13 protein-coding genes are annotated in these 14864 nt (G+C 49.4%); 8 read left to right on the top strand and 5 right to left on the bottom strand.

Going from position 1 to position 14864, the window contains the following annotated elements:
* The first annotated feature begins 97 nt into the window (after positions 1-97).
* The 5 genes from D6024_RS11395 (at position 98) to D6024_RS11375 (ending at position 6732) form a co-directional block, all read left to right on the top strand.
* Entirely contained in the window at positions 98-3703 is a 3606-nt protein-coding gene (locus D6024_RS11395; protein WP_162944712.1) for a PAS domain-containing protein, read from the top strand.
* The gene (locus D6024_RS11390) at positions 3700-4101 is read left to right on the top strand and encodes a response regulator (RefSeq protein WP_121354708.1); all 402 of its coding nucleotides are present in this window, start codon (positions 3700-3702) and stop codon (positions 4099-4101) included. Before D6024_RS11395 ends, D6024_RS11390 begins: the two co-directional genes overlap by 4 nt.
* A gap of 134 nt (positions 4102-4235) precedes the next feature.
* Positions 4236-4970, top strand: a complete 735-nt coding sequence (locus D6024_RS11385) for a DUF72 domain-containing protein (RefSeq protein WP_121354707.1) — start codon at positions 4236-4238, stop codon at positions 4968-4970.
* Between the two features lie 111 nt (positions 4971-5081).
* A complete protein-coding gene (locus tag D6024_RS11380) occupies positions 5082-5612 on the top strand; it encodes a DinB family protein (RefSeq protein ID WP_121354706.1) in 531 nt (176 codons plus the stop codon).
* A 301-nt stretch (positions 5613-5913) separates the two neighbouring features.
* A complete protein-coding gene (locus tag D6024_RS11375) occupies positions 5914-6732 on the top strand; it encodes a TIGR03915 family putative DNA repair protein (protein WP_121354705.1) in 819 nt (272 codons plus the stop codon).
* 88 nt (positions 6733-6820) lie between these two features.
* Here D6024_RS11375 and D6024_RS11370 read toward each other — a convergent pair whose 3' ends face one another.
* The 5 genes from D6024_RS11370 to D6024_RS11350 are packed head-to-tail and all read right to left on the bottom strand — an operon-like array spanning position 6821 to position 11977.
* Positions 6821-8170 carry a DUF58 domain-containing protein gene (locus D6024_RS11370; protein ID WP_162944711.1) on the bottom strand — a complete coding sequence of 450 codons (1350 nt, stop codon included), beginning with the start codon at positions 8168-8170 and terminating at the stop codon, positions 6821-6823.
* Positions 8170-9150, bottom strand: coding sequence for an AAA family ATPase (locus D6024_RS11365; protein ID WP_121354704.1), 981 nt, complete (start codon positions 9148-9150; stop codon positions 8170-8172). The genes D6024_RS11370 and D6024_RS11365 overlap by 1 nt, the downstream gene beginning before the upstream one ends.
* A gap of 1 nt (position 9151) precedes the next feature.
* Positions 9152-10369 (bottom strand): DUF4350 domain-containing protein, encoded by a 1218-nt coding sequence (locus D6024_RS11360; protein WP_121354703.1) that lies wholly within the window; start codon positions 10367-10369, stop codon positions 9152-9154.
* Entirely contained in the window at positions 10366-11124 is a 759-nt protein-coding gene (locus D6024_RS11355) for a DUF4129 domain-containing protein (RefSeq protein ID WP_121354702.1), read from the bottom strand. Before D6024_RS11355 ends, D6024_RS11360 begins: the two co-directional genes overlap by 4 nt.
* Positions 11117-11977, bottom strand: coding sequence for a stage II sporulation protein M (locus tag D6024_RS11350; RefSeq protein ID WP_121354701.1), 861 nt, complete (start codon positions 11975-11977; stop codon positions 11117-11119). Before D6024_RS11350 ends, D6024_RS11355 begins: the two co-directional genes overlap by 8 nt.
* A 590-nt stretch (positions 11978-12567) precedes the next feature.
* Between D6024_RS11350 and D6024_RS11345 the strand changes: the two genes are divergently transcribed.
* From D6024_RS11345 to D6024_RS11335, 3 genes are all read left to right on the top strand, one after another.
* On the top strand, positions 12568-12759 hold the full coding sequence (locus D6024_RS11345) for a hypothetical protein (RefSeq protein ID WP_121354700.1): 192 nt from the start codon (positions 12568-12570) through the stop codon (positions 12757-12759).
* A gap of 85 nt (positions 12760-12844) precedes the next feature.
* Entirely contained in the window at positions 12845-14296 is a 1452-nt protein-coding gene (locus D6024_RS11340; protein ID WP_121354817.1) for an MBL fold metallo-hydrolase, read from the top strand.
* A gap of 162 nt (positions 14297-14458) precedes the next feature.
* Positions 14459-14776 carry an HPF/RaiA family ribosome-associated protein gene (locus D6024_RS11335; RefSeq protein WP_121354699.1) on the top strand — a complete coding sequence of 106 codons (318 nt, stop codon included), beginning with the start codon at positions 14459-14461 and terminating at the stop codon, positions 14774-14776.
* Positions 14777-14864: the final 88 nt, after the last annotated feature.

The raw sequence follows: 14864 nt of genomic DNA, 5'->3' as shown, positions 1-14864 counted from the left end.
TATTTTTCGGCCCCGGGATGAATTTTCTTCATTCCGCTTACCTTTACCTGACCCGAAACCATAAACGGATTTCCCAGTTTTAAATTTTTAAGTTTCTGTGAACCCGACTGACAAAACCTTGGTGCCTTTAGAGAACCTGCATAGCCTGCCAGCGTTTGCCCGGTATCTTTTAACGGAAAAGCTGGATGAATACTGCCGGGTTCAACTCCGGATCGGCCATGAGTTAGAATTGCCCATGCTGAAATATTTCGCCAGCATGCCCGAAGAAGAACAACTGGCTCTTACAAAACAAGGCGCCAGCGAATTCCTGGACTTCCTTGCCCGTAACGATGCAGCAGCATATATCCCTTTTTCCATCCAACGCTGGAAGACCAACCACTTGCCCATTATTAACCGCGATGCAGTGGTGGCCGAAGACATTACACTGGCGAACTACCTGCGTAAAAAAACAATGCTGTATTTTATTCAGGCGTTTACACAAAAGCCCGAAGAAATCCTGGCGCTGGTCGGCGAAATCGACCTGTTTCAGAACGCTTTGCTAACTTCCTCCACCAATACATATATCGACCTGCTGAAGGAACGCATCGAAGAGCACATGCATTTGATTCAAAAGGTCAACGAAACCGTTCCCGGTGCCCTCTACGTTTTTGACCTCCGCGAATTCAAAAGCATCTATTCCAATAACAAGATCTCATCCATCATCGGGTACGGACACGAAGAACTGAATCGATTGGGAGAAAGTGCCCTTAGCTCCCTGCTGCATCCGGACGACGAGGAAGTGATGCGGCAACAGTTGGAAACACTGAAAACGGCAAAAGACGGTGAAACGCTGGTGTGCCGCTACCGAATCAGGGACAAAGACGGCACCTATCGCTGGTTGGCAAACCATGAATCGGTTTTCAAACGGGACGAAGACGGATCGGTGCTGCAAACCATCGGCATCACACTGGATGCGACCAACGAACAAACGATCATTTCCGAAAACCAGCTACTGATTAAAAAACTAAGCCGGTCCGAGGCGCTTTATAAAAAGGCGGAAGAGATTGCCAACATGGGCAACTGGGCCTGGTATGTGAAGAAAAACCGGCTCGACTGGACCGACCAGCTTTACCGCATTTACGGATTGGAACCGCAGTCGGAAGAAATCACCATCGACCGGTTCCTCTCCTTTATACACCCCGACGACAGGGAATTTGTCAGTGCCGGCGTGGAAAAACTCCATTCGGAATCAAGCCTCGATTACACCTTCCGCATCATCACCGCCAACGGCACAACAAAATGGCTCCGCTCCATTGCGCATGTGATCCGTGACAAGGAAGGCAGGGTCAGTACGATCATCGGTATTGAGCAGGATGTAACCGAAAAACAACGCCTGATCGACAAACTGCAGGAAAGCCAGCGGCTTTATAAACAGGCGCAGGAGCTGTCCCATATGGGTAATTTTTCCTGGGACATAAAGACAAACGAGGTGTTTTGGTCGGATGAAGTTTACAAGATCTACGAACGGCCATTTGGCACACCGGTGCGTTTTGAAGATGCATTCACATCAATCGTAGACGAACACAAAACAACCGTACAAAAGGCCATCCAGCAAGTCGTTTTCACCAAAGAGGGCCAGAGCGTGAATTATGCGATCCGGTTGGCAGACGGCCGGCTGCGGTACATCAACCTGCACACCGATGTACGCCTTGACAAAGAAGGCAATGTCCGCTGCATTGTCGGTACAGCACAGGACGTCACCGAAAAAGAAGAATTGATCGAACGGCTGCAACAAAGTGAAAAACTTTTCAAACAGGCACAGGCATTGTCCCATCTTGGCAGTTGGGTCTACGACCTGCAAACAAAAGAAGTGACCTGGTCGGACGAACTATATGCCATTTACGAGCGGGAAAAAGGGAAGCCGCTAACCTACGAGGAATGGTTCTCCTTTGTGAACCCTGTCGACCGCGACACGGTACGGGAACAATTCCGGTTGGCCATCGAAGAAAAAAAACCCATGGATATCATCCATTCCATCGTATTGGAAAGCGGAAAGAAAAAAGTGCTTCACCGCAAAGGGGAAGCCATTTTTGATGCAAGCGGCAACGCCCTGAAAATTGTGGGTTCCACACAGGACGTAACCGAACAATTCAGGGTACAAAATGAGTTGATGGAAAGCCAGATCTTTATCCGCAAGATTACCGACGCCACGCCATCCATTATCACCACGTATAACGTTAACAGCGGCCAGTACACCTTCGTTAGCGAAGGCATTATAAAGCTCCTGGGATACCAGCCGGCAGATGTGCTGGAAAAAGGTATAGACTTTTTTATCAACACCATTCACCCGGACGACCTGCCGGAATTGCTGGATAAAAACGCAAAGGCTCTCGAAAAAGCCAACGAAGAGAAAGACAAGTCGAATGTTGTCGCAGAATTCATTTACCGGGTCAGGCACAAAAACGGATCGTGGCGGTGGCTTCATACGTATGGAACGGTCTTCGATTACAATAGCCAGGGCCGCGTTGAGAATATTCTCAACATTTCGCTGGACGTGACCGACCAAATGCAGGCTTCGGAAAAGATCAAGGAACAGGAACATTTTATCCAGCAGATCGCCGATGCCTCGCCCACTATACTTTACCTGTTTGACGTTCCCACGCAAAGCATGGCCTATATCAACCGGGAAGCCTTTTTTGTGCTGGGCTATTTGCCGGATGAAATCCTGGAAGAAGGCGCCAACATCACCGACTTTCTCTACCACCCGGAAGACATGGCCCTCCTGCCCTGCCGCAAGCAAAGCACCAAAGCATTTCAGCAGGTGGACAGCATGATCCAGTACGAATGCCGGATGAAACACAAGGATGGTGATTATCGCTGGCTGCTGGTGCGGGAAATCGTGTTCAAGACTGGTGAAGACGGCAGCATTCGCCAAATCATTGGTGCGGCACTCGACATCAACCGGCGAAAAGAAATGGAGCGGACCATTTTGCAAAACACGCTGCAACTGGAGCAGTCGAATGCGAGCCTGGAAGAATTTGCCTACGTAGCCAGCCACGACCTGAAAGAGCCGCTCCGCAAAATATCAACATTTGGCGACCGCCTTGTGGCGTCGCAGATCGACCGCTTGAACGACGACGGCAAAATCTATCTCCGCAAAATCGTGGATGCGTCGCAGCGCATGCAGAACATGATTTCCGACCTGCTTTCCATCTCCATGATCAGCGGCAACCGCTCCTTCGAAATGTACAGCCTGCAAAAGATCCTGGAAGAAACCGTACAAACACTGGAATACAAGATCGAAAGCCAGCACGCCGTCATTCGCTACGAGCAGCTCCCGGAAGTGAGCATTATCCCTTCCCAATTCAGGCAACTGTTCCAAAACCTGCTGGCCAATTCCCTCAAATTTGTGCGGGAGGATGTGCAGCCGGTGATCGCAATTACCTGCAGCGAAGCCGATGCGTACGAAGTGGCTCCCTACCAACTGGCGAAAGCCAATCGTTACATCAAGATCAGGTTTGCCGATAACGGCATCGGCTTTGAAAACGAATACGCACAAAAAATATTTGCCATTTTCCAGCGCCTCCACGGCCGCAGCGAGTACGAAGGATCGGGCATCGGTTTGGCCATTTGCAAAAAAATTGTGGAGCATCACGGAGGCGTTATTTTTGCCGAAGGCAAACCCGGTGAGGGAGCGACTTTTACCATTATTCTGCCAGCATGAAACGAAAACACCAGATATTGATCGTTGATGATGACGCCGACGACAGGGAAATCATTCGCGATGCCTTTATGAGTTCTGTCGATGAACAGGAATACGTCTTTATCGAAAACGGGGACAAGCTCCTTGAATACCTTGAAAACGCAACCAACGGCGATACGCCGTCGCTGATCATGCTCGATTTAAATATGCCGGGAAAAGACGGCCGGGAAACACTGAAAGAACTGAAGATGAACGGTCGTTTTCAACACATCCCCACGATCGTTTTTACGACCTCCTCCTCACAACGCGACAAGCAGATGGTCTACGAACTCGGGGCCAATTGTTTCATCACCAAACCCGACACCTTCAATAAGCTGATCGAGATGACCAATTCGATCACGAAGCTGTGGCTGCAGTGAGTTTTCAAAAAGATATTGGCTATTGGGATAATGGATATTCGGTAACCGCTGCCAATACCAGCGACGTATAATAGTCCAATAATCAATATCCCAATATCCTTTCCTCCCGGCACAGATTTTTAGCAGCTTATACCATGCAACATATCCAGTGGCATATCGGCTGCTCCGGGTTTTATTACCGCGAATGGAAAGGCCTGTTTTACCCCGAAAAGCTGGCACAAAAAAAATGGTTTGAATTTTATGCGCAGCATTTCAACACCATCGAAATCAACAATACGTTTTACCGGTTTCCGGAGCAAAAGCTCTTCGATAATTGGTACGCCAAAGCCCTCCCGGATTTTTGCTTTTCGGTGAAAGTCCCACAGCTCATTACCCATTTCCAACGGTTCAGGGATACCCAAAAAATCCTCGACGATTTTTACACCATTGCGCACCAGGGACTGAAAGAAAAGCTCGGGCCTGTGCTGTTTCAACTCCCTCCGTCAATGAAGTATGAGGAGGGCCTGCTGCAGAATATCATCAGCCAATTGAACGTCCGTTACAAAAACGTCATTGAGTTTCGCCACAACAGCTGGTGGCGAAAGGAAGTGTATGCCGCCTTAAAAGAAGCCAATATTATTTTTTGCGGGGTGAGCTACCCGGGCCTGATCAGCGATCCGGTGGTTGACCTGCCGGTGAATTATTACCGCTTTCACGGTGTGCCAAAACTGTATTACTCGCGGTACGACGACAGCTTTGTCGACCGCATTGCCAGGCAGATCGCCGGCAGCGAAACAAGGGAAGCGTATGTATACTTCAACAACACGGCCGAAGGCGCCGCACTGGAAAATGCGAAATACCTGCAATACCTCGTCGCAACAAGCCCCTGAATGAACCCGATAAACCTGCAAAAGAAACTTTTTTGTACGTAAATAGTCTTCATCTGAACTGGTGAACAAGAGAACTTGTAAACTATCTTTAGTGACCTAAATGCATATCGCATGATACAGCAAACGCCCTGGTTCGAACGGTCGTTCAACTTTGACTTTCCCGTTACCAATTTCCCGGTGATTTTCAGCCGGCTCGAAGGCACGATATTCCGACTGCAATACATCCTGGCCACGGCCGATGAGGAAGCTTCCGGTGCAAGCAATGATGGATGGTCAGTGAAAGAACATTTGGGGCACCTGTACGACCTGGAAGAACTTTGGTGGAAGCGCCTGCAGGATTTTCTTGAAGGAAAAGAAATTCTGGCCACGGCAGACCTGAACAATACCAAAACCAAAGAAGCCCGCCACAACGAAAAATCCCTGGAACAGTTGCTGCAATCATTTATCGTTGAACGGCAGCGACTCCTGGAAACGGCGTATGGATTAGACAGGGGCACATTGGGTTTGCAATCGGTGCATCCCCGCCTGCAGCAGCCCATGCGCCTGATCGATTCGCTCTATTTTGTGGCGGAGCACGACGACCATCACATTGCTAAAATTTCTGGCCTTTTGCGCAAAGAGCCGGAAGAATTTATTCAATGATTTCTTCTCTGGAAAGCCGCGCTTCAAGGCGCTGTTTCTTTAAGAAAATTACCACATTTCGGCACCCGTTTTTGCTATGTTTTTTAGTATTTTTAAAGGATGAATGAACGGGTGCTGGAGAAGCTTTCGATCCTTGCCGACGCTGCCAAATACGACCTATCGCCGAACGGCAGCTAACGAAAAGGAAGGGCAGGATTTCCCACTCAATGACCACACCGGGGCAGATCGGGAGTTAATCCTGGCGACCCCGCATGCCAAATACGCTGCAAATCATTCAACCCAATTAAACCTGTTTTAAACCATGCAAACAATTGTTTACAACGGCAGTTTTGAGGGCTTTCTGTGCGCAGTTTTCGATGTGTACGAATACAAGTTCACCGATGTGGATATCGTACCGGCACACAGGCACCAGCCTTCGCTTTTTGCCGAACCGCATATCGCCAACCCTGACCTGCGCCACAGCGACCGTGTTTGGAAAGGGCTGCAAAAAAAGCTCACCCACGAGGCGCAGGACCAGCTACAAAGGGCTTTCCTTTCCGAACTGGATGGCATCGAAAACACGCTGCTGCAATACATCCAGTATGTGTTTTCTTCCGACGCCTTCGTGGAAGAAGATTACAGCCATACTGCTGTCGTGTCAGTAGTTCAGACAGCCAAAAAAGTGTGGCGGGAAAAGCACCGCATGGAGGCCTTTGTACAGTTTCAGCGCACGACCGACGATTTGTACTATGCCATCATTGAGCCGGATTATAACGTGCTGCCCCTGATCGCGGAGCACTTCAAAACCCGCTACCAGCACCAGCGGTGGATGATCTACGACGGCCGCCGCCGCTATGGGCTTTATTACGACCTGAACACAGTAAGCACTGTGCAAATCCAGTTCTCCGAAACAACTTCAGGAGGCAAGGATGTTTCGCCTGTTTACGACGAAACGGAAGTCATTTACCAGCAGCTGTGGAAACAGTATTTCAAAGGCGTGAACATCGCAGCCCGGAAAAATACAAAGCTGCACATTCAGCACATGCCGCGTCGCTATTGGAAATACCTACCAGAAAAATCTCCGTTTACCGGTGGCAACTTGCAGGACCGTCTGACCAATTGGACATACAGGAGAGCGTAGATAGCAGGAGACTCGGATAATCAGATAGTGGGATATTGGGATATTTTATGCCACCAAAATCATAATATCAAAATAGCACAATATCCTGCTAAATTGACTGCCTCGTCTTCAGTTCCAGGTATTTGTTCAGGGCGTTTATCGTCAAGTTTTGCGGGGTCGATAAAACCGCTATAATGCCGTTTTGTTGGAGTTCTTTTACAATCAGGTGCTTTTCGTAGCGGTATTTCTCCGCGATTGTTTTGATATAAATTTCCTCCGTTGTATTTGCTCGTTTTTCCGTAAGCACCTTCAGCTCCGTATTGTCGAAAAACACCACCATCAACAGGTGATAATGCGCCAGCCGTTTCAGCGAAGGAAGCACCCGGTCGAGACTGTCGAACGATTCGAAATTGGTGAACAATACCAGAAGGCTGCGTTGGGTAATGCGGTTGCGTACAGCCGAAAAAAGCTTTTCCAAATCAGGCTCCAGAAATGCCGTCTGCTGCTTGTAAAGCGCTTCTAAAATCGCATTGATCTGCGTGGGCTTTTTATCAGCCGTTACGAAGGCATCGATGGTCTGCCCAAACGTAATCAGTCCGGCTTTGTCCTGCTTTTGCACGGCAACACCCGAAAGCACAAGGGATGCGTTAATGGCGTAATCGAGCAGGGTCATCCCTTCAAACGGCATCTTCATCACCCGGCCTTTGTTGATCAGGCAATAAATCTGTTGGCTGCGCTCATCCGTGTAATTGTTCACCATCAGGTCCCCTTTACGGGCGGTGGCCTTCCAGTTGATGGTGCGGTAATCATCGCCACGCACATATTCCTTGATCTGCTCAAACTCCATGCTGTGCCCCAGCCGGCGCAACCGCTTTAAGCCGGTCTCCTGCAGGCGGTTGGCAACGGCCAGCAGTTGATAGCGGCGCATTTGGATATAGGAGGGGTATACTTTCACCGTTTGCTCTTCACCAAGGATAAAACGTCGCTGCACCACATTCAGCGGACCACGGACAAATGCATTGATAAATCCGAACCGGTATTCGCCCCTTTCCTGCGGCGTGATGGCGTAAACCAATTCGGCCGTACTGTTGCCTGCCACTGTTAACGCACGCTTCCATTTACGCTCCTGCAACTGAAAAGGCAATTCATCGATGACGGTCGCCGTAACGGCAAACGGGTATTCGTTGTGAAAAAGAACCACAACCTTGTTTTCGTCACCAATGCTGAACCGGTCCTGCAGGAGCCGGGCGGCGGTCAGTCCTTTTTTCTGGTAAAGCAGGAACGTGTCGGCGACCACCAGCAACGCCAGTGCAAGGAGGAGAAAAAAAGCAATTGACTCCAGCAGCGGCACAAAAAACGAAAGGACAAAAAGAGCCGCGATAGAATAGCCGGCATAGTATACCTTCCTGTCAAGGTAAAAGGTTGTAATGTCCCAATAGTGAAGCAGGCGTCGCAGCATCAGCGGGGGATATCGAAGGTTTGAATGATTTGCTTGATCACGATGTCTTCGGTTACGCCTTCCATTTCCTTTTCCGGCGACAGGATGATGCGGTGCCGCAAAACGGGTGGCACCACTTCAAGGATGTCTTCCGGTGTTACAAAATCCCGACCGTTCATCGCAGCGATCGCCTTCGCAGCATTCATGATGGCAAGCGAAGCCCGTGGTGAAGCACCCAGGTAGATCGATTTGTGATTCCGTGTCTGGTGCACCAGTTTGGCAATAAATGCCAGCAGCCTCTCTTCGATCACGATTTGCTTGACCACCTTGCGGATCTCCACGATCACCTCGCCCTTCAACACCGGTTCAATGGCAGACAGAACATCGGTGCTACCAAGCTGGTGGAACTGGGTGAGGATCTCCAACTCCTCGGCTTCGTTGGGATAAGGCACCACGATTTTAAAAAGGAAACGATCCAACTGCGCTTCCGGAAGGCGATAGGTCCCCTCCTGCTCGATGGGATTTTGCGTCGCCATTACCATGAACGGCGCCTGCATGGCATAGGTCTTTCCATCAACCGTAATCTGTCTTTCCTCCATCACTTCAAACAACGCCGATTGCGTTTTGGCCGGTGCCCTGTTGATCTCGTCAATCAGCACGATGTTACTGAAAAGCGGTCCCCGCTTGAAATCGAATACGGCATCCTTCGGGTTGAAAACAGGTGTGCCCAGCACATCGGAGGGCATTAAATCGGGAGTAAACTGGATGCGTGAAAATCCCACCGCCAATGATTTGGAAACCAGTTTTGCGGTAAGGGTCTTGGCAACACCCGGCACGCCTTCAATCAACACATGACCATCGGCCAGGATCGCCGCGAGGATCAGTTTTACCATCTCGTCCTGCCCGACAATGATCTTTTTGATCTGTTGCCGCACGGCCTGCACCGCTTCGTTCAATTTGGTTAAGTCGGTTCGTTGCTCAAATATGACTTGTTCTTCCATCTCAGGTATTTTGATAAAATAGTTCCAGGTTTTTGTGAAAATGCGCCAGCTCTTCTTCGCTCACATAATCCGAATCGGAAAACCGCTTCATCTCCCTGACGATCTGGTTGAGTTCCGGTTCGGGGTAGCCGCTTTTAGCCTGCAGCGTCTTTACAAAGTCTTCGTCAAACGTATGCGTTGGAATTTTGTATTTCGACCGCACATGCTCCAAAAAGTAAGCACCCATTTTCTCCGCCAGGTTTTGATGATCACCCTTGTCGTAATAAAGGCGGCCCAAGGTTTTAACAAAATCAAGCGAATCGTTTTTGGGTTTTTCGTGAGGCGGTATCATCCGCTGTTTTCTGCGCATGCCGAGCAGGAGAAAAAACAGCAACGTGGCGATCGCCGTTAAGAAGCCTCGCCGGAAAGCCGGCTGACGGAACAAAGCACCCAGCCAGTTGACGTCTTTATCATCGGAAGGATTATGCGCCTTCTGCAAATAATACTCGTTCCATACAACTGTCTTTACATTTTGCGGCAGCACCGACAACGCATTCTGGTAATAGATGATGTTTTGTTTGTGCAGGATAAAATAGTTACTGAAGGCCAGCGGTGCCGTGTGAAGAAAAAAGTTCCCACTCCCCTTTTTCATACTGATAAAGTTGGCCCAGCCACCATCATTGCGGCCCAAAACTATTGTTCTTGCCGTGTCGAACCGGCGGAGGTAACTTTCGTAGCGTTTGCCGGGATAAACAAAAAAAGAGTCGGGTGCAAACGACGTCCGCTCCAACCGTATTTGCAAACTGTCTTCGTTGCTTTCGTAAAAAAGGCTGTTATAGCCGCTGGCAGCAATGTGGAAGAAGTTTGAAGCATCATCCGAAAATGCACGGGCAATGATGAATACGGCATTGCCCTTTTCCACGAAACGTCCCAGCCTGCGCAGTTCGGATTCCTCGGCGTCAAAATAATCTGCCACGAGAATTACGGCCTGGCCAGAATCATCCATGTCGATCCGATCCCACGAACCCGGGTAGCGGGAATCGGTTGCCACGTCGGCCACCGGGAAAAGCGTGGGCAAAAGGTGACGGGCCACGGCTGTTCCGTAGGGAATTTTATCCTGCTGGCGAAGCGTTATGCGTTCATCCAGGCGGCGGCTGGGTTTACCCCTGCTTGCGAGCAACACCACAACGAACAACAGCAGCACAGCGCCACCAACGATATAGGGTGTAAACTTTTTCATCCGCGCAGCCGGTTTTGAAAAGAAGAAAAATCGTTTCGCATCATTTCATAAGCTGCCTCCGATAAATCAAATTGCCCGTACCAGGTGTATTCGAAATTGCGGGTCAGGCGAAAGAAGTCGCGGTATAGCGGCGAGGATTGCAACTGCCGCACATAGTCGCTGTTGGTTCGTCCGTGTTGGTATTCAATGCGGCTTTTTTCGGCCAGTTCATTCAGGGTTTGCAGGTAACGCAGACGCACGGCCAGGCGGAAGTTTGCCGAATTTTCGGCGTTGGCAATTTCGGTAGCATACGCCAGTGCAAAAATGTCGTCGGGCACGGCATCCTCCCCATCTTCCCGGAAAAGCGTTTTTGCTTTTTTGCGAAAAAGAAAAATCCGGCTCGAATACAGGTACCATAGCACAACGGCGACAAAACTGCACAGGATAATCACCCAGAGCAGGTCACGGAACCAGGCCTGCTGGAAAAGCGTTCGTTGCCGGTTTTCTCTATCAGCGGGTGGTAGTTTTTTTCGCTCTGGCGATGTATTGGCGTACCAGAAATCATCTTCCGCTTTGAGCGAATCGACCTGTTGTTTCGGAACGATCCGGGCCGCGACGGCCTGCGGCTGAGAAACGACAGAAAACGATGCCGTATCATCAACCTGCAAGGGACTGGTTTCAATCGAATCAATAATGGGAGTAGCAGACTGCGCACCGGCCATTGTTGCCAGCAACAGGAAAAAAACCGCAAAAACAAATGAAGCCTTCTTACACATGCACAACCTTCCCTCTACGCTTTAATTGAATTGGATAGATCAAAAAATAAAACAACACAAACGCTGCGGAAAACAACAGCAACACAATATTCAATGCAAGGGGCATTTTGTAATAACGGGTGACAAAACCTTCAAAAAACGCCGCCAGCATCAGTACCGGCACAAGGCCGACAACGATCTTTACCCCGTCCTTCACCCCGTCTTTGAATGCAGCCAGCCGGCTTCGGGTTCCGGGAAAGAGGTACGAAGTGCCCATGACGATGCCGGCGCCGCAGGCCATTACAATCGCCGACAGTTCCAGCAGGCCATGGATCATAACGGCCAGGAAAAAGCCGGTGGCATACCCTTTTGCCGCAAACATGTTATGAAACACGCCCACCCGCATCGATTCCTTTCCCAGCGACAGGAGTGAAAAAATGCCCAGGAACAGTCCTTTGCCAAAATACATGAACGAAACAATGATGTTGTTGATCATGATACCGATCCACATGTACAGCGAATCGCCGCCCTGGTAAATGCCAAACGGGTTTCCTTCAGCAATGTTCTTTTCCGTTTCGTCCACATAGGCGTTGCCGAAAACTTCACGGATGAACAAGGGGTCCTGCCGCGCTGTAAAAAAACCGACGGTATAAAAAAGGAAAAAAATAAAAAACGAAAACAACATGATGCGCCGGTGCTTGTACACCGTCAGCGGCACATTGTATTTCCAGAAGTGGAGCAGGAGGTTTCTTTCTTCCTTCCGGTTTTGGTAAATGCCGAGGTAAATTTTACTTGCCAGTGCATTGATGTAACGGGTGACACGGCTGCCGGGGTAAAATGTTTTGGCATAGCTGAGGTCATCCACCAGTTGCACAAAGTTTTTTGCGGTTTCATCGGCATCGGTGTCGGCGCCCTGCTGCAGTTTCTCCCAGCGGGCCTTGTTCTTTCGTATAAAAAGTCCCTCTCGCAGTGAATGAACGATTTGCTCTCAAAATAAGAAGAATTAACCCAAAAAAAACAAACCGGCGGAAAGTGGCGGGAATGATCATACCTAAACATTCGTGGGTTATAAATCTGCCCGTTACATAAACCGCTTTCCGACTCAAATGATTTGATAAACCGCATCGGGAACAACGTGTCGGCCGGCAAAGTCTTTCCCAAATTGACCATAGAAAACCACTTTTATTGTTTCGGAGAGGATCAGGCAATTTCGAACGGTGAGGTGTCACAATGTCCGCTGCAAACTCGTTAATTCCAAAGCAAATCGAGCTGGTTTAAAGCCGTTTCAGGCGAACGCGATCGATTGCCATTTCGACACGAAAACCAGGTACAGCCGCGGCCGAATGCCGCTCTAATCCTATGGCAAAGAGGAAAATGCACAGTTTTTGTACAACTGTTGGGGAATGAATTGTTTCACTAAAATTCACAATTATGGAACAGAATAGAAATCAGCAAAACAGAGGTATGCAGCAGGATTCGCAAAGAAGCAAACTGGATCAGTCTGGCCAGCAAGACCAGCAACAGGATGTCAGCAATCAGCGGCAGCAGGATCAACGACAGCAGGATCAAAATTCACAGGATGGATCAGATTGGAACAACTACCAGTCACGTGAATTAAGCGACAAAAAACAGGATCGCGACAGAAGCGGTATATAAACCCAATCATCCCGGCCAGGTGCCGGGATTTTTTTTCACCCTCACCGGCCGGCAAGCCGGGTACGATATTCGTTTTATCCCACTTATGAAGATCGCATTTCATGGTGCAGCCAGAACCGTGACCGGTTCCAAGCACCTTGTTACATTGGACAACGGAAAAAAGATTTTGCTTGACTGTGGCCTGTTCCAGGGGCTTGGTGCCGAAACCGATGAACTGAACAACCATTTTGGCTTTTCACCTTCCTCCATCGATATCTTGCTGTTATCGCATGCCCACATCGATCATACGGGACTGATCCCAAAACTCGTAAAGGAAGGATTTACCGGAAAGATCATCTGTACGGAAGCGACCCGCGAACTGGCGGAGATCCTGCTGTTCGACAGTGCCGAAATCCAGACCTACGAAACGGACACCGTCAACAAAAAACGGGAAGCTAAAGGCCTTTCTCCTTACCATCCACTCTATAACAGCGACGATGTGGTGCAAAGCCTGCAGCAAATGGAAACGGTGCCCTTTGATCAATGGACCCAAATTATGGACGGTGTGGAGGCGATTTTTACCCATACTGGTCACCTCATTGGCAGTGCCGCCATCACCTTGCGCATCCGGGAAGGAAGAAAAAAAACCACCCTGCTCTTTACAGGTGATATCGGACGTTACCGCTCGGTTTTGCTGCAACCGCCGGCCGATACGCCAAAGGCCGACTACATCATCATGGAGAGCACTTATGGCGACAAACGACACGACATTACCTTCAACACCATTGAAACGCTCCACGACTGGATCCGCCGAATTTGCGTACAAAAGGGAGGGCAACTGATTATCCCGGCATTCAGCGTTGGGCGTACACAGGAAGTGCTGTATGCGCTGAACCAGTTAAGCCTTGAAAACCGCCTTCCGGAACTTTTATATTTTATCGACAGCCCGCTTAGTCTCAAGGCAACAGAAATCATCAAAAAATACAAAGACCAGTACAACGAACGATTACAGCAGGTGCTGGAAATCGATAACGACCCGTTTGACTTCCCCGGGCTTAAATACGTGGAGTCGGTCGAAGACAGTCGCAAACTGGTCGACTACAAAGAGCCTTGCGTGATCATTTCCGCCAGTGGTACCGCCGATGCCGGCCGTGTTCGACACCACATTAACCAATGCATTGCCAACCCGGCCAACGCCATCCTTTTTGTCGGGTATTGTGGTTCCAAATCTCTGGGAGGCCAGCTCCTTTCCGGGACAAAGGACGTGGAGATCTTTAACGAAGCACTCCGGGTAGGCGCCGAAATTGGCCAATTGCAGGGGATGAGTGCGCATGGCGATACCGACGACCTGTCGCAATTTCTCTCTGCGCAGCAAGCCGAAAGCGTAAAAGGCATTTTTCTCGTACACGGTGAATATGCCGTCCAGAAAGATTTTTGCGATCGGCTGCAAACAAAAGGATTTCCCCGGGTGGAAATCCCGGCACAGCACGAAGAGTTTTGCCTGCCCCTGCCACGGAAACGCAAGCGCATTGCAATGGCAAAATCGATCTCTGCCTGAGGGAGTGGCACTAATTTTTCACTCATCTGACAGATATTGCCGGCCAGGCCGCACGCCACGGTTACCGTGGTGCAAAAAAATGCGAAGGATGGAAAAGGAAAACGAGGCTTGCGGCGGTAAGGAAAAAAATTTGTTCAAATTGATAAAACAAAAATCACCGTTATGGACGTAATCATTCAATCGTTAGGATTCAAACACAGCGACAACCTGGAGCAATACATTAACGAAAAACTGGAAAAACTCAGCCCTTCCGATAAGATCATCCGTGCCAACGTGACCCTGTTTCAGGGGCCCGACCGCTCTACGCCAAGCGACTATTGCGAAATACGCCTGGAAGTGCCGGGACCAGACCTTTTTGTAAAAGAGCAGGACGAACGTTTTGAGCAGGCGATCGATGAATGCATCAACAAACTGCAAGGCATCCTGCGCAAACAAAAGGAAAAAATGGTGGATGCACATCGCCGGGCCGGGGCCGAGTAAATTTACAGTTCACAAGTTCACGGGTTCACAGGTTGTTCTACCAAACCGGGAAAAACAATTTGTGAACCTGTTTGTTAGATAACCCGTG

The organism is Flavisolibacter nicotianae, from assembly GCF_003628535.1.
GTDB classification, from domain to species: Bacteria; Bacteroidota; Bacteroidia; order Chitinophagales; family Chitinophagaceae; genus Flavisolibacter; species Flavisolibacter nicotianae.
Note: the sequence above shows the minus strand (reverse complement) of the source record. Positions and strands in the feature narration are given on the sequence as shown.